The sequence below is a fragment of the Thermomonas fusca genome, assembly GCF_005862345.1.
Lineage (GTDB): Bacteria > Pseudomonadota > Gammaproteobacteria > Xanthomonadales > Xanthomonadaceae > Thermomonas > Thermomonas fusca.
In genome coordinates this window covers 68,188-88,157 of record NZ_SROY01000005.1, presented here as the reverse complement: position 1 = coordinate 88,157, position 19,970 = coordinate 68,188, and the positions used below count along the sequence as shown (strand labels likewise).

The following is a 19,970-nucleotide window of genomic DNA, read 5'->3' as shown; positions in this document are numbered from 1 at the left end:
CCATGCCGAGGCCGGCGCGCCGATGCGCGACCGCCCGGAAGTGCTGGCCGACACCCTGTCGATCCTCGCCTCGCTCAACGCCGACGCCGAGGTGTTGGCCGCCACCCTGCTGGATTCGTTGATCGATATCGAAGCGATGGCGGCGCAGACACAGGTGGAAGTGCCGGAGCGCCTGCACGTGCTGCTGGAGGGCCAGCGCGCCGCCAGCCGGGTGTGGGCGCTGCACCGCAGCCACGGCGGCGGCCGCAACCCGGAAGGCATGCGTCGGCTGCTGCTGGCGCTGGTGCGCGACCTGCGGGTGGTGCCCATCGTGCTGGCCCGCCAGCTTTCGCGCATGCGTGCGGCGTGGCGGCTGCCGGCCGACGAGCAGCGCGCGCTGGCGCTGATGACCCGCGACATCCACGCGCCGCTGGCCAACCGCCTCGGCATCTGGCAGCTGAAGTGGGAGCTGGAGGATCTGGCCTTCCGCCTGCTGCAGGCCGCGGACTACCTGCGCATCGCGCAGTCGCTGGACGACAATCGCAGCGGCCGGCAGCGCTACATCGAGGCGGTGCGTGCGCAGCTGCGCGACGCGGTGGCCGCGCACGGCATCGACGCCGACGTGGCCGGCCGGCCCAAGCACATCTACAGCATCTGGAAGAAGATGCAGCGCAAGGCGCTGCCGATCGAGGAACTCTACGACCTGCGCGCGCTGCGCGTGCTGGTGGACGACATTCCCACCTGCTACGCGGTGCTGGGGCTGGTACACGCGCTGTGGGTGCCGATCCCGAGCGAATTCGATGACTACATCGCCCGGCCCAAGCCGAACGGCTATCGCTCGCTGCATACCGCGGTGATCGGCCCGGAAGGCAAGACCGTGGAGGTGCAGATCCGCACCCGCGAGATGCACGCGCAGTCCGAACTCGGCGTGGCCGCGCACTGGCGCTACAAGGAGGGCAGCAGCGCCGGCGGCGCGGCGATGGACAAGCGCATCGCGTGGATGCGCAAGCTGCTGGAGCAGGCCGCGGAGGCGGCGGGCGAAGGCGAAGCCGCGCCGCTGCAGGGCATCGACAGCGAGCTGATCGAAGACCGCGTGTACGCGTTGACGCCCAAGGGCGAAGTGATCGACCTGCCGCAGGGCGGTACCGTGCTCGACTTCGCCTACGCCGTCCACAGCATGGTCGGCCACCGCTGCCGTGGCGCCAAGGTGGATGGCCGGATCGTGCCGCTGACCCAGGTGCTGAAGACCGGCCAGCGCGTCGAGATCCTCACCGGCAAGGAGGCCGCGCCGCGCCGCGACTGGCTGCAGCCCAGCGCCGGCTTCCTGGCCAGCGGCCGCTCGCGCGACAAGGTGCGGGCCTGGTTCAACAAGCTCGACCGCGCCCAGAACCTGAAGGAAGGCCGCGAGCTGCTGGAGCGCGACCTGCGTCGGATGGGACTGCTGCACGCCGACCTCACCCCGGTGCTCGCCAGGTTCAACGCGCAGGCCGAAGACGACCTGCTGGTGCTGGTGGCGTTGGGTGACGTCGGCCCCAACCAGATCGGCCGCGCGCTGCTGGAGCTGGAAAAGGCGGCGCAGGAACCCGAACCGGCGCTGCCCGCGTTGCCGGCCAAGCCGGTGGCGCCGGCGGCGCCCGGCGCCGGCGCGGTCACCGTGCAGGGCGTGGACAACCTGCTGGCGCAGGTGGCGCGCTGCTGCCAGCCGCTGCCGGGCGAGGCCATCGTCGGCTATCTCACCCGCGCCCGCGGGGTCAGCGTGCACCGCCCCGGTTGCGCCGCGTTCCTGCGACTGGCCGGCAAGGAGCCGGCGCGGGTGCTGCCGGTGGAGTGGGGGAACCGGCGCGGCGGCCAGGACGTGGCGATCCGCATCGAAGGGGTGGAGCGCAAATGGCTGCTCAAGGACATCACCACGCTGGTGGCGCAGGTCGGCGTGCATGCGCTCGGCCTGCACACCGAGCCGATGCGCGGCGGCAGCGGCCGCGTGCGGGTGCGGCTGCAGGTGCGGGTCTCCGATTACGAGCAGCTGGGCCTGCTGCTGGCACGGCTGGAGTCGCTGCCCGGCATCGAGTCCGCGCGCCGCGCATGAAGCGCTTCGCCTCGGTGCCGGCGCGACGCGCGGCGATGCGGGCGCGCTGGCAGGCATGGCCGGAGCCGGCGCGAATCGCCGCCATCGCAGGTGGCGCGGTTCTGGTGCTGGGGCTGCTGGGCGTGTTCGCATATCGCGATGCGCTGGGCCGCTGGCTGTGGCCGGATCCGCGCTACGACGCCCTGCGCCAGCGCGCCGAGGTCGCGCTGCAGGCCGGCCGACTCACGGATGCGCAGGGCGATGGTGCACGCGAACTGTTCGAGGCGGCGCTGGCGCTGCAGCCGGATCAGCTGGAAGCCCGCGATGGGCTGGCGCGGGTGGCGCTGGCGGCGCTGGCGCGCGCCGAAGCCGGTGCCGACAAGGGCGATACCGCGCAGGCGCACGCCGCGCTGCAGCTGGCGCGCGAGCTGCAGGCGCCGAAGGCGCGGGTCGATGCGCTGGCCGCGCGATTGCAGGCCATGCGGGCGCAGGCCGTTGGCATCGACGAGCTGTTGGCGCGCGCGCGCGCCGCGCAGGCGGCCGGCCATCTGGACGATGGTTCCGATGCTGCGCTGCCGCTGTACCAGCAGGTGTTGCAGGCGCAGCCGCGCAGCCAGCCGGCGCTGGAAGGCCGCGAGGACGCGCTGGAAGACCTGTTGAAGCCGGCCGGCGGAATGCTGGCGCGCGGCGAGCTGCTGCAGGCGGCGGAACTGCTGCATCGCGCGGAAAATTTCGATCCCGGCCACGCCGCGCTGCCGCCGCTGCACGCGAGCCTGGCACGGGCGCTGGAGGCGCGCGGCCAGCACATCCGCCAGCTGCTGGCGCGCGGCCGGCTGGAAGCCGCGGCGCAGGCCTGCGACCAGCTGCGCCAGCTGCAGGCCGGGCCGTTGCCGCAGGCTTGCGCTGCGCCGTTGGGCGATGCGCTGCTGCGCGCGGCGGCCACGGCGCCCGCGGCGAAGGTCGCGCGCCTGCTGGCGCTGGCGGAGGCGGCGGGCGTGGACGCCGCGCACCTGCAGCAGGCGCAGCGGCAGCGGCGCGGCGAGCAGCGCAGCCCACCGCACCCGGTCTTGCCCGCCACGACGCCGCAAACCCGCGCGCGCGTTGCCCGCCTGCTGGAACAGATGGAGCGCGCCCGCGCCCGCGGCGACTGGCTCACGCCTCCCGGTGACAGTGCCTGGGATCGCCTGCGCGAGGCGCGCGCGTTGGCCCCGCGCGACCCGCGCGTGCTGCAGGCATCGACGGCGCTGCTGGCGGCCGCGCGCGAATGCAATGCCGAGGCCCTGCGCGACAACAACCTCGGCCGCGCGCTGGTCTGCCTGGACGCATGGCGGCAGCTGGCGCCGTCAGACGAGGGTCTGGCGACAGCGCGCCGACGGCTGGCGCAGCGCTGGATCGCAGTCGGCAGCGAGCGCCTCGAAGCGGGCCGCACCGCCGACGCGCGACGCGCGCTGGAACAGGCCCGCACCCTCGATCCGCAGACGCCGGGTCTGGGTGAATTCGCGGCGCGGTTGGAGAAGCTGCGCTGACGGCGCGAGGATCGGTCTGCGCCGCCGGCAACCGGGCCCGCTTCAGTCCAGGAACAGCGACCGCACCACCGCGCGCGCGGCGTCGGCGGAAAAATGGCGGGCCACGTTGGCGCGGCCGTTTGCGGCCAGGCGCATCCACAGCGCCTCGTCGTCGTACAGCCGCAGCAGCGCCTGCGCGAATGCCTCGGCCTCGTCGGCCACCAGCACGTCATCGCCTTCGCGTAGATGCATGCCTTCCACCGCGCAGCCGGTGGCGACCACCGGCAGGCCGTGCGCCATCGCCTGGTTCACCTTGCCCTTGACGCCGGCGCCGAACCGCAGCGGCGCCACCGAAATGCGGCAGCCGTCCAGCCAGGGCTGCAGGTCCGGTACATGGCCGTGGACATGCACGCCGGCGGCGCTGCCCAGCCGCGCGATCGCCTCGGGGACATCGCCACCGATGCAGTGGAAGGCGATGTCCGGACGCGCGGCGCGCAGCCGCGGGAACACGGCCTCGACGAACCACCGCACCGCATCCGCGTTCGGCGGATGGCGGAAGCCGCCGACGAACAGCAGGTCGCGGCGGCTGGCGAAGCCGGGACCGGGCGGGGCCGGCCGGTGCAGGTTGGACAGGATCTCGACGCGCGCGCCGGGCGCGTCCTGCGCCAGCAGCGCGCGTTCCACCGCGCTGACCACGAAGCTGGCATCGGCCTCGCGGATCAGCGCCAACTCCAGTGTGCGGGTGCGGCCGGCCGCGCGCAGGGCGGCGGCGTCGCCGGCCAGTTCGGCGTCGCGGCGCTCGCGCAGGTAGTGCAGGTCGACGGTATCGAACAGCAGCCGCGCCTGCGGCGCATACCGGCGCAGCAGCGGGAAAAATTCCCGGGCGATGTAATGGCGGCTGACCATCGCAGCGTGGAAGCGCGGCCCGTGTTCGCGCAGCCAGGCCGGTAGCCGCGCCGCCTCCGGCGCGTGCCAGCACTCGACGCCCAGTGCCTGCAGCGCGCGCGTGTAGTCGCCATCCGGCTTGCCGCCAGCCGGCAGGAACACCACGTGCGCGCCCTCTTCGATCAACAGGCGCATCAGTTCCACCAGCCGCAGCGAGCCGGAGTCGCGGTCGGGCTGCGGGGTCAGGGCGTCGATGAGCAGCACCTGCCGCCGGCCGCGATGCAGCAGCGCCGGCGTCGGCTCGGTGCCCGGCGGCAGCTGCCGCTGCAGCGCTTCACGCCACTTGTCGGCGAACACCTTCTGGTTGCGCAGCTGCGCCGCCTTCGGACCGGCGGAGAGGTCCGTACCCGAGGTGGTGCCCTCGTCGTGGACCACGGTTGCCGCGGGCTGGTACAGCGTGCGCAGTCCCGCGGCGCGCACTGCGAACGCAAGGTCGGTGTCCTCGTAGTAGGCCGGCGCGTAGCGGGTGTCGAAGCCGCCCAATCGCTGGAACAGCGCGCGCGGAATCGCGATTGCGGCCCCGCTGAGGTAGTCGGCGTCGCGCAGGTAGCCGTAGCGACAACCGTTCGGGTCATCGAAACGGCCGTAGTTCCAGCCGCTGCCGTCGGCGAATACCACCCCGCCGGCCTCCTGCAGGCGGCCATCCGGATAGACCAGCCTGGCGCCCACCAACCCGGCGTCCGCGACGGTTCCGAAGGTGGCCAGCAGTGCGTCCAGCCAGCCCTGCTGCGGCACGGTGTCGTTGTTCAGGAACACCAGGTACTCGCCGCGAGCCAGCGCCGCGCCGTCGTTGCAGGCGGCAATGAAACCGCCGTTGGCCGGCCGTGCATGCACGCGCAGGCCACCGATCGCGCGCAGCTTTTCCAGCGAATCGTCGGGCGAGGCATCGTCCACCACGATCACTTCGAACGGCGCAAGCGGCGGATGCGCGGCGATCGCGCGCAGGCAGGCCAGCGTGTGCGCGAAGGCGCCGTAAACCGGGATCACGATGCTGGCCCGCGGCGTTTCCGCGGTCGGCAGGGTGAACGGCGCGAACGGCGCCGCTGGCGGCAGGTACAGCGCGCGGGCGCTGGCGGGCGCGCGCCGGAACTGCAGCGCCAGCCGACGCCAGGTGGCGGCCGGTCCGCGCGTGCGCAGGCTGGCCCAGCCGCGCCGCCACAGGCCGAGCGCGCGCAGGATCCAGAAGCGCGCTTCGACGGGGACGGGCATGCGGCTGAACTCCTGCACAAGAATCGGGGAAATCCGCACATGGCCGCGCAGGCGGCTGCGCTAGACTCGGGGCCAACGCCATTGTCGCATCCAGCGGCCGACCGCCAGCCAATGCCCCGCATCCAAGACGAAGAAGACGAGCTGTACGAAAAGGACGATGGTGGCGATGCGGGCGGCGGCGGGTCCGGCTGGCGCCGGCGTCTGCTGACCTGGGGGCTGGCCGCGGCGGCGCTGCTGCTGGGCTTCCTGATCCCCTACCTGCTGTATCTCAACCACCAGGTCGGCGAGCGCTTCGGCAAGCTGCGCTGGCAGGTGCCGACCCGCGTGTACGCGCGTCCGCTGGTGCTGCGTCAGGGCGTGGCGATGGACGCGCAGACCCTGAAGACCGAACTGGATGCGGCCTCCTATCGCGACGGCGACGGCCGCCGCGCAGGCAGCTACGCCCGCAACGGCGCGCGCTGGCGCATCTCCAGCCGCGGCTACAACGACGTCGACGGGCGGGTGGCGCCGGCAGTGCTGGAAGTGACCCTTTCCAGCGGCCGGGTGGCGGCGATCCGCGACGCCCAGGCCAAGCGCGCCCTGCGCAGCGCGCGCCTCGATCCCGCCCGTATCGCCACCCTGTACGGGCAAAACCAGGAAGAGCGCCGGCTGGTGCGGATCGAGGAAGTGCCGGAACTGCTGGTCACCGGCTTGCAGGCGGTCGAGGACCGCGACTTCAACCACCACATCGGCATCGATGTCAGCGGCATGCTGCGCGCGGTGTTCGTCAACGTGCGCTCCGGTGGCGACACCCGCCAGGGCGCCAGCACCCTGACCCAGCAGCTGGCGCGCAGCGGCCTGCTCGGCATCGGCAAGGAGCAGACCTACACCCGCAAGGTCAAGGAAATCCTGTTCGCCCTGCTGCTGGAGGCGCGCTACGACAAGCGCACCATCCTCGAGGCCTATTTCAACCAGGTCGACCTGGGCCAGCGCGGCGCGCAGGCGATACGCGGCGTGGCCGCGGCCTCCGAGTTCTGGTTCGGGCGCGAGCTCAAGGACCTGTCCTCCGAGCAGACCGCTTTGCTGATCGGCATGGTCAAGGGGCCGTCCTGGTACAACCCGCGGCGCAACCCGGAGCGCGCGCTGGAGCGCCGCAACTTCGTGCTGGGCGAGATGCACGAAACCGGCCTGATCGACGACGCCGAGTACCGCCGCGCGGTGAAGGCGCCGCTGGGCGTGACCACCAGCGCCGGCAACCTGGCCGCCAACCGCTTCCCGGCCTACGTGGACCTGGTCCGCAAGCAGCTGGCGCGCGACTACCCGGCCGACAAATTGTCCGGCGCCGGGCTGTCGGTGATGACCGGCATGGCGCCCGCAGCGCAGGGGTATGCCGAAGGCGCGGTGGCGCGGACGCTCAAGTCGCTGTCGACCAAGGGCCGGCCGCCGCTGCAGGCCGGGCTGGTGGTGACCGATGTCCACAACGGCGACGTGCTGGCGGTGGTCGGCAGCCGCGAATTCACCGAGCCCGGCTTCAACCGCGCGGTCGATGCGCGGCGCCCGGTCGGCTCGCTGCTCAAACCCTTCGTCTATCTGCTGGCGCTGGCGCAGCCGGATAAGTGGTCGCTGGCCAGCATCATCAGCGATGCGCCGGTGACCGTCGGCCTCGGCCGCGGCCGCAACTGGAAACCCGGCAATTCCGATGGCCGCAGCCACGGCAACGTGCGGCTGATGGATGCGCTGGCGCAGAGCTACAACCAGGCCACGGTGCGGCTGGGCATGGAGGTGCAGCCGCAGCGGCTGGCGGCACTGATCCGCACCCTGGCCGGGATCGAATCCGAAGCGCAGCCGTCGCTGATCCTCGGCGCGGTCGACCAGAGCCCGTACGCGATGGCCCAGCTGTACCAGTTCCTTGCCTCCAGCGGCGAAATCCAGCCGCTGCACGCGGTGCGCGGCGTGCTGGATCCGCAGGGCCGCACCATCAAGCGCTACGACAGCGAGGCCCCGCCGGCGCAGAAGGGCGACGCGGTGGCAGCGCGGCTGGTCGGCAGCGCGCTGCAGTACGCTGTGACATCCGGCACCGGCAACGCGCTGGTGCGCGACGGGCTTGGCCGGCTGTCGGCGGCCGGCAAGACCGGTACCAGCAACGATGGCCGCGACAGCTGGTTCGCCGGCTACACCGGCGACCACCTGGCGGTGGTCTGGGTGGGCAACGACCAGAACAAGTCCACCGGCCTGTACGGCGCCACCGGTGGCATGCGGGTGTGGTCGGACATGTTTGCGCGCCTGCCCAGCGCGCCGCTGCGGCTGTCCAGCGAAGGCGTCGACTGGCGCTGGGTGCTGGACGGTCAGAGCACCGACGGCGACTGCCCCGGCGCGCGTCACCTGCCGTTCGTGGCCGGTTACGCGCCGCCCTACCAGCCTTGCCCGTACGTGCCGCCGCCGGAGCTGGACGAATTCGGCAACCCGCTGCCGCCTGCGGACGGGTCGCAGAATCCGCTCGAGCGCGCCGGCCAGGCGATCCGTGATTTCTTCGGTGGCGGCGACCCGGCCAAGCAGCTGCCGCCGACCGACGCGCCGGCGCCGCGACCGGTGCAGTGAGCCCGATGGCGGCCACCGACTCGCGGCTGGGCCGGGCCGTGCGCGACGCGCTGGGCGAAGATTCGGCGCTGGCGCAGGCGCTGCCCGGTTTCCGTCCGCGCCCGGCGCAGCAGCGGCTGGCGGTGGCGGTGGCGGATGCATTCGAACGTCGCGAGGTGCTGTTGGCCGAGGCCGGCACCGGCACCGGCAAGACCTACGCCTACCTGGTGCCGGCGCTGCTGTCGGGGATGAAGACCATCGTCAGCACCGGCACCCGCGCGCTGCAGGACCAGCTCTACCTGCGCGACTTGCCGCGGGTGCGCGACGCGCTCGGCATCGGCCTGAAGACCGCGCTGCTGAAGGGCCGCGCCAACTACCTGTGCCGCTACCGGATGGAGCAGGCCAAGGGCGAGCCGCGCTTCACATCGCGCGAGCAGATCAGCCAGTTCCAGCGCGTGGTGGCGTGGAGCGGGCGCACCCGCAGCGGCGACATGGCGGAGTTGGAATCGCTGGCGGAGGATTCGCCGCTGTTGCCGCTGGTCACCTCCACCGCCGACAACTGCCTGGGCACCGAATGCCCGTTCTGGAGCGAATGCTTCGTGGTGCAGGCGCGCCAGCGCGCGCAGGCGGCCGATCTGGTGGTGGTCAACCACCACCTGCTGCTGGCCGACCTGGCGCTGAAGCAGGAAGGGTTCGGCGAAATCCTGCCGGGTGCGCAGGCGTTCATCGTCGACGAGGCACACCAGCTGCCGGAGTTGGCCGCGCAGTTCTTCGGCGAAGGACTGGGCGCGCGCCCGCTGGTGGAACTGGCGCGCGATGCGGTGTCCGAGTGCAAGGAGGTGCCGGGCGCCCTGGCCGCGGTGCAGGAGCCGGCACGGGCGCTGGAAGCCGCCACCCGCGCGCTGCGTGCGGCGATGGACAACCTGCCGCTGCGCGGCACCGCCTGGCGGGCGCTGGACGAAGTGGACATCGAGCCGGCCTTCCACGCGCTGGTGCAGTCGCTGACGGCGCTGCGCGAGGTGGTGGCGCCGCTGCGCCAGGCCGCGCCGGGCTTCGACGCCTGCCACGTGCGCGCGCAGGACCAGCTGGGCCGGCTGCAGCGCTGGCTGGGCGAGGAGGGCGAAACGGGTGAAACGGGGTCAGGTTCACTTTCCGATGGCGTTTGTTTGGCATCGCAAAAAACCGTCCCGGAAAGTGAACCTGACACCGTTTCTGTGGACCCCGTTTCTGTGCACTGGTACGAACTCACCCCACGCGGCTTTCGCCTGCAGCGAACCCCGCTGGACGTGGCGGCGCCGCTGCGCGCCCATCGCGAGGCCTCGAACGCGGCCTGGGTGTTCACTTCGGCGACGCTGGCGGTGGCCGGGCGCTTCGACCACGTCGCCCAGCGCCTCGGCGTCGAGCACGCCCGCGAACTGCTCGAGCCCAGCCCGTTCGACTGGGACCGGCAGGCGCTGTGCTACCTGCCGAAGGGCCTGCCGGAGCCGGCGTCACGCGACTTTGGAATGGCCCTGCTGGAATCGTTGCGTCCGGTGCTGGAAGCCTCCGGCGGCCGCGCGTTCCTGCTGTTCGCCTCGCACCGCGCGCTGCGCGAAGCCGCCGAGGCACTGCAGGGCGGCCCGTGGCCGCTGTTCGTGCAGGGCAGCGAGCCGCGCCACGTGCTGCTGCAGCGCTTCCGCGAGTCCGGCAACGGCGTGCTGCTGGGCACCGCCAGCTTCCGCGAAGGGGTGGACGTGGCCGGCGATGCATTGAGCGTGGTTGTCATCGACAAATTGCCGTTCGCCGCGCCGGACGACCCGGTGTTCGAGGCGCGGCTGGACGCGATCCGCCGTGCCGGCGGCAATCCGTTCCGCGACGAACAGCTGCCGCAGGCTGTGATCGCGCTCAAGCAGGGCGCTGGCCGGCTGATCCGCACCGAAACCGACCGCGGCGTGCTGGTGCTGTGCGACCCGCGCCTGCTGGGGAAAACCTATGGCCGGACCTTCCTGGAGTCGCTGCCGCCGCTGCCGATCACCCGTGAGGTGAAGGATGTGCAGGCGTTCTTCGCGGATAATTGAACGATGAGACTGCTCGCTTTCGAAACCTCCACCGAGGCCTGCTCGGTCGCCGTGTACGTCGATGGCCAGGTGCACGAACGCTTTGAAATCGCTCCGCGCCGGCACACCGAACTGGCGCTGCCGTGGGCGCAGGCGCTGCTGGCAGAGGCCGGCGTGGCGCGCTCGCAGCTGGATGCCATCGCGGTGGGCCGCGGCCCCGGTGCCTTCACTGGCGTGCGCCTGGCCATCGCCATCGCCCAAGGCATCGCGCTCGGGCTGGACCGGCCGGTGCTGCCGGTGTCCACGCTGGCGGCGCTGGCGATGCGGGCCGACGGCGAGCGCCGCATCGCCGCCATCGACGCGCGCATGGGGGAGGTCTATCTGGGCGCGTTCGCATGCGAAGCCGATGGCGGCCTGCGCGCGCTGGCCGACGAAATCGTGGTGGCGCCGGCTGCCGCCGCGCTGCCGGATGGCAGCGGCTGGCACGGCGCCGGCACCGGCTTCGCCGCGGCCGATGGCGCGCTCCGGGCGAGATTCCGCGATCGGCTGGTGGCCGTGGATGCGGCCGCCCTGCCGCATGCCGCGGACGTCGCCGCACTGGCTGCGCTCGCCTTCGCGCGCGGCGAAGCGCTGGCGCCGGAACGCATCGAGCCCGCCTACCTGCGCAACAACGTCGCCCTCACCATCGCCGAACGGGTGGCGCAGGGCATTACCCGCTGAATCCTGGCCGTCGCGGGCGGTGCGGGGCACCCCGCCGGCCCGCGTTTTGGATATGCTCGCCGAAGGCTCCATCCAGACCGGGGTGAATGTGAAGTTGCGGATCCTGTGGCTGGCGGCGGCGCTGGCCGCGATGCCGGCGTTGGCCGAGGACGTGCCGTTCAACGGCCGCATGCTGGAACTCGGCGCGGGCGAGGAGGCCCGGCCGATCCTGCGCATGAGCGGCACCCAGTACGCCATCCAGCGCAGCGGCGAGCAGTTGGTGGAGATGGCGGGCAGCTGCCTTGCCGGGCAGGGCGGTGTCGTCGTCGAATCCGCCGATCCGGCGCAGGGCCTGTTGCTGGCCAGCGTGGAGACCGGCTTCCGCGCCAGTTTCTCCGCCCAGACGCTGCGCAGCCGGCTGCGTTTCGAGGCCGGCGATGGCCGTTTCCAGATCGTTGAATCGGACTTCTCGCTCGCCCAGGGTGGCGACGAGGGCAGTGTCGTCTACGGGCCGCTGGTGCAGTCCGGCAGCGTTTGGGAAAAAGGGCTGGAGGCGCTGGTGGAGACCGAAAACCGGCTGGTGGACTGCCTGTACCGCTAGCCTGCGGTCAGCGGTCGATCAGTTCGCCGCCGGGCATGAACTGCCAGGTGCGGGTGACGTGCAGCACGTCCGGGTCTTCGTTGCTTTGCGGCAGCGGCGCGAACGGTTCCGACAGCTTGACGATCCGCAGCGCCGCCTCGTCCAGCATCGGGATGCGGCTGGAGCGGATGATGCGCACGCTTTCCACGCTGCCGTCGCGGCGCACGCCCACGCTGATCACCACCAGCCCGCCGATGCGGCGGCGGCGGGCCTCATCCGGATAGTTCAGGTTGCCGACGCGCTCCACCCGGTCCACCCAGCCGCGCAGGTACTGCGCCCAGGCGTATTCGCGGGTGCTGGCGGAGACGAACTTGCGCTTCGGGCGCTTGGCGTATTCCACCGAGCGCAGCTGGATCTCGGCTGCCAGCCGCGCCATCTCGATGTCGCGCTCGATCTTCTCGCGCCCGCGCGGGGCGTCGTCCAGCGGGATTTCGGGGCGCGCCTGCGGGGTCGGCAGGGCGGTGTCGCCATTGGCCGACGCCACCACCCTTGCCTCCGGCGGCGGGCTGGGCGCGGGCGTCTGCGCGCGCAGCGGGCGCGGCGCCAGGCCGTCCTTCGGCTGCGGCAGCGGGCCGGCCTGCGGGGCGCTGGGGCGGCTGCTGCGTTCGTGTTCGCCGCCACCCTGATTGCTGGCCTGGGCGAGGAAGTCCGCCTGCGCGGGGGTCAATGGGGTCTGCGTGCGGGTCTGGATCACGTCCAGCGTCGGCAGCAGCGGCGCCGCGTCCTCGATCGCGAAGCCGACCCCGAACACCGCCATCGCGTGCAGCAGCACGGACAGCACGAAGGTCGCGCGCAGCCGCTCGGTTTCGCCGATGCGGGGCGGGGCGGGGACGGCGGGGGCCACGGTTGCCGGCATCAGCCCCGGGCCAGCGCCTCGATGCGCTCGAACAGCTGCGCGGCGATGTTCAGCCCGAACTGCGCGTCCAGCTCGCGGATGCAGGTGGGGCTGGTGACGTTGACCTCGGTGAGGTAGTCGCCGATCACGTCCAGGCCGACGAACAGCATCCCGCGCCGCTTCATCTCCGGGCCGACCTGCGCGGCGATCCAGCGGTCGCGCTCGCTCAGCGGGCGGCCTTCGCCGCGGCCACCGGCGGCTAGGTTGCTGCGGAACTCGTCGCCCTGCGGGATGCGGGCAAGGCAGTAATCGACCGGCTCGCCGTCGATCAGCAGGATGCGCTTGTCGCCCTGCGCGATCTCCGGCAGGTAGCGCTGCGCCATCGCCAGGTGGCGGCCGCCGTCGGTCAGGGTTTCCAGAATCACATTGAGGTTGGCTTCGCCTGTGCGGGCGCGGAAGATCGAGCGCCCGCCCATGCCGTCCAGCGGCTTCAACACGGCTTCCCCATGCTCGGCCACGAACGCCTTCAGCGCGGCGGCGTCGCGGCTGACCAGCGTCGGCGGGCAGCACTGCGGGAACAGCAGCGCGGCCAGCTTCTCGTTGAAATCGCGCAGGCCGCGCGGGTCGTTCACCACCAGCGCGCCCTGCAGCCGCGCCAGGTCCAGCACCTGGGTATCGTGCAGGTAGTTCGCGTCCACCGGCGGGTCGGTGCGCATCAGCACCACCTGGCCCGGCCCGAGCGCAAGTTCTGTCCAGTCGGTCAGCGAGAAATGGTCGCCGGGCACGTCCCGCACCTGCAGGGAGGCCGCCGCGGCCACCGCGCGCGCGCCGCGCACCGACAGTCCACCGGGACGGACGTAATGCAACCGGTGGCCGCGCCGCTGGGCTTCCAGCAGCATGGCGAAGGTGGAGTCCTTGGCGATCCTGACGGACCCGATCGGGTCCATCACGACCACCACGTCAAGCGGTGCGGCTGCCGTCATCTGCACATCCGTGGGCGGGATGCGCGGATGGTAGCAGGCACCGACGCCCACCCATCCGCACGGGTATTGCGGTGCTTGACACATCGCGCGCGGGCTTGGATAAAGGTAGTCCGCAACGCGCGCAGACGCGGCGGTTGGCAATCGCGCAAGGGGACTACATGGCGCTGCAGGACGATTCCGGCATCGGCCTCAAGGGTTTGAGGGTGATGGTGATCGATGATTCCAGGACGATCCGCCGCACGGCGGAGACGTTGCTCGTGCGCGAAGGCTGCGAGGTCGTCACCGCGACCGACGGCTTCGAGGCGCTGTCGAAGATCGCCGACCACGCCCCGCAGATCATCTTCGTGGATATCATGATGCCGCGGCTGGACGGCTATCAGACCTGCGCGCTGATCAAGAACAACCAGACGTTCAAAAGCGTGCCGGTGATCATGCTTTCATCCAAGGACGGTTTGTTCGACAAGGCCCGAGGCCGTATTGTCGGCTCCGAGCAATACCTGACCAAGCCGTTCACGCGGGAAGAACTGCTTGGCGCCATCCGCACGTACGTCAACGCCTGACCGGGGGGTAAGGCACCAATGGCACGCATTCTGCTGATCGAGGATTCGCCGACCGAAGCCGCGGTCATGGTTCAGTTGCTGGAACGCAACGGCCACCAGGTCACCACCTCCGCCAACGCGGAGGACGGCATCGCCAGCTGCAAGCGCGACAAGCCCGACCTGGTCCTGATGGACATCATCCTGCCCGGCATGAACGGCTTCCAGGCGACCCGCGCATTGACCCGCGACGCCGACACCAGCCACATTCCAGTCATCATCGTCAGTACGAAGGGTCAGGAAACCGACCGCGTCTGGGGCATGCGTCAGGGCGCGCGGGACTACATCGCCAAGCCGCCGCGCGAAAGCGAACTGGTCGCGCGCATCGACGCGCTGCTCGGGCGCTGAGCCATGGCCAAGCGCGGCAAGCACAAGCACAAGTTCCGTCCGCAGCAGTCCGCCGGGATGCCGGCGGCCACGGTTCTGGCCACCGCCGGAGATGTCGACGTGGACGAGGATGCGGACGGCGAAGCGGAACAACCCGCCGAAGCGATCGAATCCGCCGAGGCAGACGGGCATCGGGAGGCATTCGTCGCTGCGGCCGGGCAGGCCGAGCAGGCGGCTGCCGAATGGGTGCAGCAGGCTACCGGCGAGCGGCGTTCGCCGTTCCTGGTGCTGGCCGACTACGAGCAGCGCAGCCTGGCCCACGTTGCCGGCCTGCCGGAGCAGCTGGACGCGCCCGGTCTGTGGCGCGGCGTGGCCTATCGCGTCGGCGGCCACCGACTGGCATCCGGTTTCGACGAAGTGGTGGAAATCCTGCCGATGCCGGCATTGACGCACGTCCCCGGCGCGCAGCCGTGGATGATGGGCGTGGCCAACATCCGCGGCGCATTGCTGCCGGTGGTCGACCTCAAGCAGTTCCTCGACGGCGAGCGCACCGTGCTGCACGAGCGCCAGCGCGTGCTGGTGGTGCGCCAGGCCGGTGGCGACGTCGCCGTCACCATCGACGAGCTGTACGGCCAGCGCAGCTTCATCGACGAACAGGGCATCGACGCCGAGGCGCTGGCGGACGGACGCTATGCCCATTTCGTCGATCGCGCCTACCGCATGAACGGGCAGGACTGGGGCGTGTTCAGCCTCGAGCGCCTGGCCCGCACCCCCGAATTCCGACAAGCCGCCGCCTAAACGCGGAACTCCGAAGTAAGCCGAGGTCGCACAATGAGCAATTTGATGGATTCCGCCGCCGGCAAGGGCCGCAATCTCAGCACCAACTTCTGGATCTGGCTGCTGATCGGCTCGCTGGTGGTGTTCGCCGGCAACACCCTGTACGCCACCACCAAGGCCTCGCGTCTCGGCGGCGCCAGCTCGGCGGCCTCGCGCCTGCAGCTGAACTCGCAGCGTCTGGCCAACCAGGGCCGGGAAGCGATCGACGGCAACGTGCAGGCGTTCGAATCCTTCAAGGCGACCAAGGAAGAGATCGACGGCGACATCAAGTGGCTGAACGACCGCTTCGGCGACGCCGCCGACGTGGCCGCGCCGATCCGCAAGGTCACCGAGACCTGGAATCCGCTGACCAAGCGCGCCGAGGAAGTGCTGGGTTCTCAGCAAGCGGTGCTGGCGCTGGCCGGCCGCGCCGACAGCTTCACCAACAAGGTGCCGCAGCTGCAGGCGCAGCTGTACGAAGTGCTGCGCGGCCTGGTCTCCGGCGGTGCCAATTCCGCGCAGGTGAGCGCGGCGCTGCAGCAGGCCAACATCAGCTCGCGCATGGCGCAGCGCATCGCCGAGCTGCGTGCGGGCGGCGACGGCGCGCAGGTGGCGGCGAACGCGCTGGGCCGCGACGCGGCGGTGTTCGACCGGCAGATGAACGCGCTGATCAACGGCAGCGGCGACATCGTCAAGGTCAGCGCGGCAGGCGCGATCGGCCCGCTCAATCAGTCCAACACCCTGTGGCAGGGCATGAAGAAGGACCTCGACGCGATCGTCGGCGACTCGCGCAAGCTGATCGGCGCGCAGACCTCGGCGTCCGCGCTGGCCAGCGGCTCCGACAAGCTGCTGACCGACAGCGAGAGCCTGTTCTCGTCGTTCACCCAGTTCGGTTCGCTGAAGGACACCAGCATCATCGGCGGCGTCTGGGTCAGCATCCTGTCCGGCGTGCTGGCGCTGTTCTCCATCGTCGGCCTGCTGTGGGCCCTGAACCGCGCCCAGCGCGTCCGCTACCAGACCACCAAGGAACTCAACGACCGCAACCAGGAGGCGATCATGCGCCTGCTGGACGAAATGGGCTCGCTGGCGGAAGGCGACCTGACCGTGAAGGCGACCGTGACCGAGGACATGACCGGCGCGATCGCGGACTCGATCAACTTCGCGGTGGAACAGCTGCGCACCCTGGTGGCGACCATCAACGACACCTCGGTGCAGGTCGCGGCCAGCGCGCAGGAAACCCAGGCCACCGCCATGCACCTGGCCGACGCCGCCGAGCACCAGGCGCAGGAGATCAACTCCGCCACCGACCGCATCAACGAGATCGCCTCCAGCATTAACCAGGTGTCGCGCAACTCCGCGGACTCCGCCGAGGTGGCGCGCCGCTCGGTGCAGATCGCGACCAACGGCGCCGGCGTGGTGCGCCAGACCATCGCCGGCATGGACAGCATCCGCGACCAGATCCAGGAAACCTCCAAGCGCATCAAGCGGCTGGGCGAGAGCTCGCAGGAAATCGGCTCGATCGTGGAGCTGATCAACGACATTTCCGAACAGACCAACATCCTGGCCCTGAACGCGGCCATCCAGGCGGCCTCGGCCGGTGAGGCGGGCCGCGGGTTCGCGGTGGTGGCCGACGAAGTGCAGCGACTGGCGGAACGCAGCTCCAGCGCGACCAAGCGCATCGAATCGCTGGTGCAGACCATTCAGGCCGATACCAACGAAGCGGTGTCGTCGATGGAACAGACCACCTCGGAAGTGGTCGCCGGTGCGCGCCTGGCCGAGGACGCCGGTACCGCGCTGGGCGAGATCGAAAAGGTGTCGTCCGACCTGTCGGGCCTGATTGAAGGCATCTCGGTGGCGGCGCAGGAGCAGTCCAACGCGGCCTCCAACATCACCCAGACCATGAACACCATCCAGTCGATCACCGCGCAGACCTCGCAGGGCGCCAGCCAGACCGCCGAGTCGATCGGCAACCTGGCCCAGCTCGCCGCCGACCTGCGTCGTTCGGTCGCCGACTTCAAGCTGCCCGCCTGACGCCGGCCGGAACACAGGGATCGGGATGAACAACACCCTCCAGGCCAGCCCCGCATCGCCGGGCCGTGACGGAGCCGCGCCATGACCACGGCGTTGCAGGATGCCATCGACCACACCGCGCTGGGCTGGGTGAAGCCGGAGATCGACGAGACCCTGCGCCAGGCGCGGATCGAGCTCGAAGGCTTCGCCGAAAACCCCGGCGATCCGCTGCCCATGGAAACCTGCATGGGCCACCTGCATCAGGTGCAGGGCACCCTGCAGATGCTGGAACTGCGGGCCCCGGCGATGGTGGCCGGCGAGATGGAGCAGCTCGCGGACTCGCTGCGCGCAGATGCCACCGCCGACCGCGACGAAGCGCTGGCCGTGCTGATGCGCGGCATGGTGCAGCTGCCCGACTACCTGGAGCGACTGCAGGGCGGGCACCGCGACATTCCGATCGTGCTGCTGCCGCTGATCAACGAACTGCGTGCCGCGCGCGGCGTTCCCGCGCTGGGGCAGGAAGCGTTGCCGAGCCTGCTGGACGCACCGACTGAAGCCGAACTCGAGCACGCCCGCGGCAGTCTGGCCGGACGCAACCGCGCGCTGCTGGACACCGTGTCCACGGCGATCAAGGAAGACCTGCTCAAGGTCAAGGACGCACTCGACCTGCACCTGCGCGGCAGCCGCGACAACGTGCAGGAACTGCAGCCGCAGGCCGAAGCGCTGGACCGGATCGGTGACACCCTGGGCATGCTCGGGCTGGACAGCGCCCGCAGGGTGGTACAGGAACAGCGCCGGATCGTCCATGACATCGCCAGCGGCCTGCGGCCGCAGGCGGAGAACGACTTGCTGGAAGTGGCGGGCGCGCTGCTCTACATCGACCACTCGCTGGACGACCAGGTCGCCCAGCTCGGCAGCGGCAGCACCGAGGGTGACGCCGGTGACCTGCTGGCGCAGGAATCGCGCAAGGTCATGGGCGCGCTGACCCGCGCCGCGGTGACCAATTTCGCCGAAGTGCGCAACGCGTTCGTGGCCTTCGTCGAAACCGACTGGAGCCATTCCGCGCTGGAATCCGTGCCCCGCCTGCTGGCCGAAGTGGCCGGGGCGATGCGGATGCTGGAGCGCCCGGAACCGGCCGACTACCTGGAAGCGCTGCGCCGCTACAGTCAGGTCGAGCTGATCGAGCGCGCGCAGGTGCCGGGCGGACGCCAGCTCGATACGCTGGCGGACGCGCTGTCCAGCATGGAGTATTTCCTCGAGACCCTGCACGATCCGCACGGCCAGCGCCAGGACCTGCTGGACAAGACTCGTTCCAGCCTGGAGGCGCTGCGCTACTGGCCGCTGCCGGAAGCTGCCCCCGTCGTGGACAAGGCGCCGGCCGATCTGCCCGCGCCCGCTGAAGAGTTCGCCGAGCCGGTGCCGGAAGCCGTCGCTGACGGGACGGCAGTTGAGGCGCAGGGCGAAATCGTTGCCGAGGAAGAGCCGGTTGCCGCGCCCGCCGAAGTGGCGGTCAGCGTCGCCCCGGCCGCGGTGGCGATGGCGGCCGGCTTTGAATCGGCCGGCGACGAGATCGACGACGAGATCCGCGAGATCTTCCTCGAGGAGTTCGAGGACGAGATCAACAACCTGGACGGCCTGCTGCCGACCTGGAAGCTGACGCCGGACGATGGCGACACGTTGCGCCCGATCCGCCGCGTGTTCCACACCCTGAAGGGCAGCGGCCGGCTGGTCGGTGCCAAGGTGCTGGGAGAGTTCGCCTGGCACGTCGAGAACATGCTCAACCGCGTGCTGGACGGCTCGCGCCCGGCCAGCCACGCCGTGGTCGCGTACGTCGGCCAGGCCCGCGGCGTGCTGCCTCAGCTGCATGCCGCGCTGCGCGGCGAAGGCGCGGTCACCACCGATATCCCTGCGATGGAAGCCATCGCCGATCGTCTGGCCGCCGGCGAAGATGTATTGATGTCGGCGCCGCCGATCGCCCAGGCCGCGCAGCCGGAACCGGCGCAGGCCGGTACCGCGGACGAGCCAGCCGCCGCGGCCGACACGCGGGTGGTTGCGGTCGATCCGGTGCTGCTGGAGATCCTCGGCACCGAGGTTGGCGGTCACCTTGAAACCGTCGATGCGTGGCTGGCACAGGCGCGCACCGGCGACACCGTCGCCAGCGATGCGCTGGTGCGTGCAATCCACACCCTCAACGGCGCCTTCGCGATGACCGAAGTGCCGTCGGTCACTGCGTTCACAGCGCCCGCAGAGGGTTATGTGAAGCGCTTGCTGGCGGCCCACGCGGTCGCCGGCAGCGAGGGCGTCGCCGCGCTGGGCGCCGTGGCCGAAGCGGTGCGCGCCTCCACCCGTGCGCTGCAGGAAAGCCCGACGCAGGTGCCCATGTTCGCCGCGCTGGCGGAACGGATGGCGGCACTGCGCGACGCTTTGCCCGAAGCCAACTTGCCCTTCATCGACACCGGGTCGGTCGGCGACGCCGATGCCGCGCGTCACGCGCAGCAGGCCGAGGCCGAGCGTGTTGCCGCCGAGCAGGCGGAAGCCGAGCGTCTGGCCGCGGAAGAAGCGGCGCGTCTGGAAGCCGAACGCATCGCCGCCGCGGAAGCCGAGGCTGCACGCGTGGCTGCCGAGCAGGCGGAAGCCGAGCGTCTGGCCGCGGAAGAAGCGGCGCGTCTGGAAGCCGAACGCATCGCCGCGGCGGAAGCCGAGGCTGCACGCGTGGCCGCCGAGCAGGCGGAAGCCGAGCGTCTGGCCGCGGAAGAAGCGGCGCGTCTG

The 19,970-nt window shown here is 71.0% G+C and carries 14 protein-coding genes; 11 read left to right on the top strand and 3 right to left on the bottom strand.

Going from position 1 to position 19,970, the window contains the following annotated elements; all coding sequences use genetic code 11:
- The first annotated feature begins 22 nt into the window (after window positions 1-22).
- Both E5S66_RS11270 and E5S66_RS11265 read left to right on the top strand, forming a co-directional pair.
- On the top strand, window positions 23-2,065 hold the full coding sequence (locus E5S66_RS11270; RefSeq protein ID WP_138349455.1) for a RelA/SpoT family protein: 2,043 nt from the start codon (window positions 23-25) through the stop codon (window positions 2,063-2,065).
- Window positions 2,062-3,570: a hypothetical protein gene (locus tag E5S66_RS11265; protein ID WP_138349320.1), complete on the top strand. Its 1,509-nt coding sequence runs from the start codon at window positions 2,062-2,064 to the stop codon at window positions 3,568-3,570. Before E5S66_RS11270 ends, E5S66_RS11265 begins: the two co-directional genes overlap by 4 nt.
- A gap of 42 nt (window positions 3,571-3,612) precedes the next feature.
- Here the strand turns inward: E5S66_RS11265 and E5S66_RS11260 are convergent, their stop codons facing one another.
- Window positions 3,613-5,703 (bottom strand): glycosyltransferase, encoded by a 2,091-nt coding sequence (locus E5S66_RS11260; RefSeq protein ID WP_138349318.1) that lies wholly within the window; start codon window positions 5,701-5,703, stop codon window positions 3,613-3,615.
- Window positions 5,704-5,814: 111 nt separating this feature from the next.
- On the opposite strand from E5S66_RS11260, the gene mrcB reads away from it, so the two are divergent.
- Genes mrcB through E5S66_RS11240 form a run of 4 tightly spaced genes read left to right on the top strand, consistent with a single transcriptional unit; the run spans window position 5,815 to window position 11,595 of the window.
- A complete protein-coding gene (mrcB, locus tag E5S66_RS11255; protein ID WP_138349317.1) occupies window positions 5,815-8,280 on the top strand; it encodes a penicillin-binding protein 1B in 2,466 nt (821 codons plus the stop codon).
- 5 nt (window positions 8,281-8,285) lie between these two features.
- On the top strand, window positions 8,286-10,316 hold the full coding sequence (yoaA, locus tag E5S66_RS11250) for a DNA repair helicase YoaA (protein WP_138349315.1): 2,031 nt from the start codon (window positions 8,286-8,288) through the stop codon (window positions 10,314-10,316).
- A gap of 3 nt (window positions 10,317-10,319) precedes the next feature.
- Window positions 10,320-11,015 carry a tRNA (adenosine(37)-N6)-threonylcarbamoyltransferase complex dimerization subunit type 1 TsaB gene (gene tsaB / locus E5S66_RS11245; protein ID WP_138349313.1) on the top strand — a complete coding sequence of 232 codons (696 nt, stop codon included), beginning with the start codon at window positions 10,320-10,322 and terminating at the stop codon, window positions 11,013-11,015.
- Window positions 11,016-11,067: 52 nt separating this feature from the next.
- Complete coding sequence (locus tag E5S66_RS11240; RefSeq protein ID WP_138349311.1) at window positions 11,068-11,595, top strand: hypothetical protein; 528 nt, start codon at window positions 11,068-11,070, stop codon at window positions 11,593-11,595.
- Window positions 11,596-11,602: 7 nt separating this feature from the next.
- Here the strand turns inward: E5S66_RS11240 and E5S66_RS11235 are convergent, their stop codons facing one another.
- Window positions 11,603-12,490 (bottom strand): energy transducer TonB, encoded by an 888-nt coding sequence (locus E5S66_RS11235; RefSeq protein ID WP_138349309.1) that lies wholly within the window; start codon window positions 12,488-12,490, stop codon window positions 11,603-11,605.
- Complete coding sequence (gene gshB / locus E5S66_RS11230; protein ID WP_138349307.1) at window positions 12,490-13,452, bottom strand: glutathione synthase; 963 nt, start codon at window positions 13,450-13,452, stop codon at window positions 12,490-12,492. The genes E5S66_RS11235 and gshB overlap by 1 nt, the downstream gene beginning before the upstream one ends.
- Before the next feature lie 158 nt (window positions 13,453-13,610).
- Here gshB and pilG point away from each other — a divergent pair, with 158 nt between their 5' ends.
- The 5 genes from pilG to E5S66_RS11200 all read left to right on the top strand — a co-directional run.
- The gene (gene pilG, locus E5S66_RS11225; RefSeq protein WP_028840317.1) at window positions 13,611-14,012 is read left to right on the top strand and encodes a twitching motility response regulator PilG; all 402 of its coding nucleotides are present in this window, start codon (window positions 13,611-13,613) and stop codon (window positions 14,010-14,012) included.
- An 18-nt stretch (window positions 14,013-14,030) separates the two neighbouring features.
- Window positions 14,031-14,396 carry a response regulator transcription factor gene (locus E5S66_RS11220; protein WP_028840318.1) on the top strand — a complete coding sequence of 122 codons (366 nt, stop codon included), beginning with the start codon at window positions 14,031-14,033 and terminating at the stop codon, window positions 14,394-14,396.
- 225 nt (window positions 14,397-14,621) lie between these two features.
- Window positions 14,622-15,173 carry a chemotaxis protein CheW gene (locus E5S66_RS11215; protein ID WP_138349454.1) on the top strand — a complete coding sequence of 184 codons (552 nt, stop codon included), beginning with the start codon at window positions 14,622-14,624 and terminating at the stop codon, window positions 15,171-15,173.
- A gap of 33 nt (window positions 15,174-15,206) precedes the next feature.
- The gene (locus E5S66_RS11210) at window positions 15,207-17,222 is read left to right on the top strand and encodes a methyl-accepting chemotaxis protein (RefSeq protein ID WP_028840320.1); all 2,016 of its coding nucleotides are present in this window, start codon (window positions 15,207-15,209) and stop codon (window positions 17,220-17,222) included.
- 81 nt (window positions 17,223-17,303) lie between these two features.
- Window positions 17,304-19,970 (top strand): Hpt domain-containing protein (locus E5S66_RS11200; RefSeq protein WP_171033544.1); only part of this gene is annotated, 2,667 nt, incomplete at its 3' end.

Excerpts from the sequence above, each read along its gene's own strand:
- mrcB (WP_138349317.1), top strand. The coding sequence starts at position 5,815 with ATGCCCCGCATCCAAGACGAAGAAGACGAGCTGTACGAAAAGGACGAT.
- E5S66_RS11235 (WP_138349309.1), bottom strand. The coding sequence starts at position 12,490 with ATGCCGGCAACCGTGGCCCCCGCCGTCCCCGCCCCGCCCCGCATCGGC.
- E5S66_RS11210 (WP_028840320.1), top strand. The coding sequence starts at position 15,207 with ATGAGCAATTTGATGGATTCCGCCGCCGGCAAGGGCCGCAATCTCAGC.
- E5S66_RS11270 (WP_138349455.1), top strand. The coding sequence starts at position 23 with ATGCGCGACCGCCCGGAAGTGCTGGCCGACACCCTGTCGATCCTCGCC.
- E5S66_RS11240 (WP_138349311.1), top strand. The coding sequence starts at position 11,068 with ATGCTCGCCGAAGGCTCCATCCAGACCGGGGTGAATGTGAAGTTGCGG.
- E5S66_RS11220 (WP_028840318.1), top strand. The coding sequence starts at position 14,031 with ATGGCACGCATTCTGCTGATCGAGGATTCGCCGACCGAAGCCGCGGTC.
- E5S66_RS11260 (WP_138349318.1), bottom strand. The coding sequence starts at position 5,703 with ATGCCCGTCCCCGTCGAAGCGCGCTTCTGGATCCTGCGCGCGCTCGGC.
- pilG (WP_028840317.1), top strand. The coding sequence starts at position 13,611 with ATGGCGCTGCAGGACGATTCCGGCATCGGCCTCAAGGGTTTGAGGGTG.
- tsaB (WP_138349313.1), top strand. The coding sequence starts at position 10,320 with ATGAGACTGCTCGCTTTCGAAACCTCCACCGAGGCCTGCTCGGTCGCC.
- yoaA (WP_138349315.1), top strand. The coding sequence starts at position 8,286 with ATGGCGGCCACCGACTCGCGGCTGGGCCGGGCCGTGCGCGACGCGCTG.
- gshB (WP_138349307.1), bottom strand. The coding sequence starts at position 13,452 with ATGACGGCAGCCGCACCGCTTGACGTGGTGGTCGTGATGGACCCGATC.
- E5S66_RS11265 (WP_138349320.1), top strand. The coding sequence starts at position 2,062 with ATGAAGCGCTTCGCCTCGGTGCCGGCGCGACGCGCGGCGATGCGGGCG.